The sequence below is a fragment of the bacterium genome, from assembly GCA_009926305.1.
Taxonomy (GTDB): Bacteria; Bdellovibrionota_C; UBA2361; order UBA2361; family RFPC01; genus RFPC01.
The window spans coordinates 1-1,531 of sequence record RFPC01000211.1; the positions used below are offsets into that span (position 1 = coordinate 1).

The 1,531-nt window shown below is 47.7% G+C and carries 2 protein-coding genes; both read right to left on the minus strand.

Annotated elements, in window-relative coordinates:
• Positions 1-29: 29 nt before the first annotated feature.
• Positions 30-683: a hypothetical protein gene (locus EBR25_13915; protein ID NBW42066.1), complete on the minus strand. Its 654-nt coding sequence runs from the start codon at positions 681-683 to the stop codon at positions 30-32.
• Between the two features lie 142 nt (positions 684-825).
• Positions 826-1,531: hypothetical protein (locus EBR25_13920; GenBank protein ID NBW42067.1), on the minus strand; the 706-nt coding region annotated here is incomplete at its 5' end.

Genomic DNA, 1,531 nt, shown 5'->3' on the forward strand with positions numbered 1-1,531 from the left:
CACGGGGGAGCCTAAAAGCAAAGCTTTTATTATTTGTCATAAGTATTAACAAACTCTTTGACTATTCCGAGCAACTTTGCGTCTTTCTCAGCACGCCGCAGGCGCTTGCACAGCCCAGCCACCTTACAAAAACTTGCTGCGGCCTCGCACTTCTTCCTCTTACATCTTCCACCGGTACCGAGACAGAAGGCCATCTCATAGACTTCACTCTCATCGTCACTCTCCTCGCTTTCCCCACTCGGGTTCCAGTCTCCATCATCATGCGCCCTTATCTTTCTCAAATACTCTCTATCTGCCTTCTCCTCTCTCTTCCGCAGTTCCTCACTAATTTCCTCGTAGTAGGTCGCCATTCCATAACACCTATGCCCATAGAGAGTATCGTCGTGCTTGCTCAGCGGCTGATTACAGTGCACACAGTGTTGGTTGAAACTGGCACGGCTATATCGCTCTTCTGTCAGCCTGTCCTTCTTTTCTTTCTCGGCTTCTAACTTCTTCATGCACCTATCGGCAGTCCAATTGGGGTGCTTCTTCTGTAGGTTCTCTATTCTTATATCCATCTTACTACGCCTATCGGTTACCCTATGGGACATAGAAAGCTTTCCGGCTTGTCCATAGGAGACTACAGAAGTGTTGTGTTTAGCAGCTTCTGCCTCTAGCTGGTCAGGGTCGTGGAGCTCAAACATGGGTGCAGAGGAGCCAAATGCGGGTTCAGGAAGGGGACCGAGGCCTGCATATATCTGCAAATATTAATTAATATTTATTAATCATCAAACAAACAAACAAACACAAGTAGAATTAATAATTGTGCTAGTGTGTGTGTATAGGTCAACGAGAGTCAACCATATTATGGCTATCTCCCTCCTCGTCCTCCTCATCACTACCGCTCTGACTATCGCTCTCCTCCTCGCTGCTCCCCTCCTCCTCAGCCGACACAGAGCTATCATCGTCATTATCATCCTCGTTATCATCATCCTCATTATCGCTGTCGGCATCGCTATCATCACTACGGAGAGAGAAATCGCAGTCGGCTTGCAGGAAACTCTCTAAGGCTTGGATAGTACTGTCTCTTTTGATACTGACCACAACATACTCCGACTCATTAGCCTCATCAGTAAGTGAACTCTCGATTAGATTGAGTTTTGCCCGGTCTCCCTTTCTGTACCATGCTCCAATCATGAATTCATCGCCAGCACCAACACTGAACTCCTTCCTTTTGATATACTCACGAGCTGGATTCGAAATACAGGTCGGGATGTTCTCGAAGCCCTGTGGTTGCTCCTCGACACCGCTGTCCAACGCCATGAGCACTAGAGGACCGTACTGAGTGTCATTATCAGAATAGCTTCTCGAGAGGTGTACGACCTGCATTTCCGGCGCACGACCGCGACCATCGGCTCCGGTACCAATCAGTACATTAGTAGGCTGAGTTACCACTCTATCCTTAATAACCTCGTTCCATACTCGCTTTGCACTGAGTTTCCGCAAGTGAAAGTCGTCATCCGCAATATTGATATTCTCTCGTAATGCACAC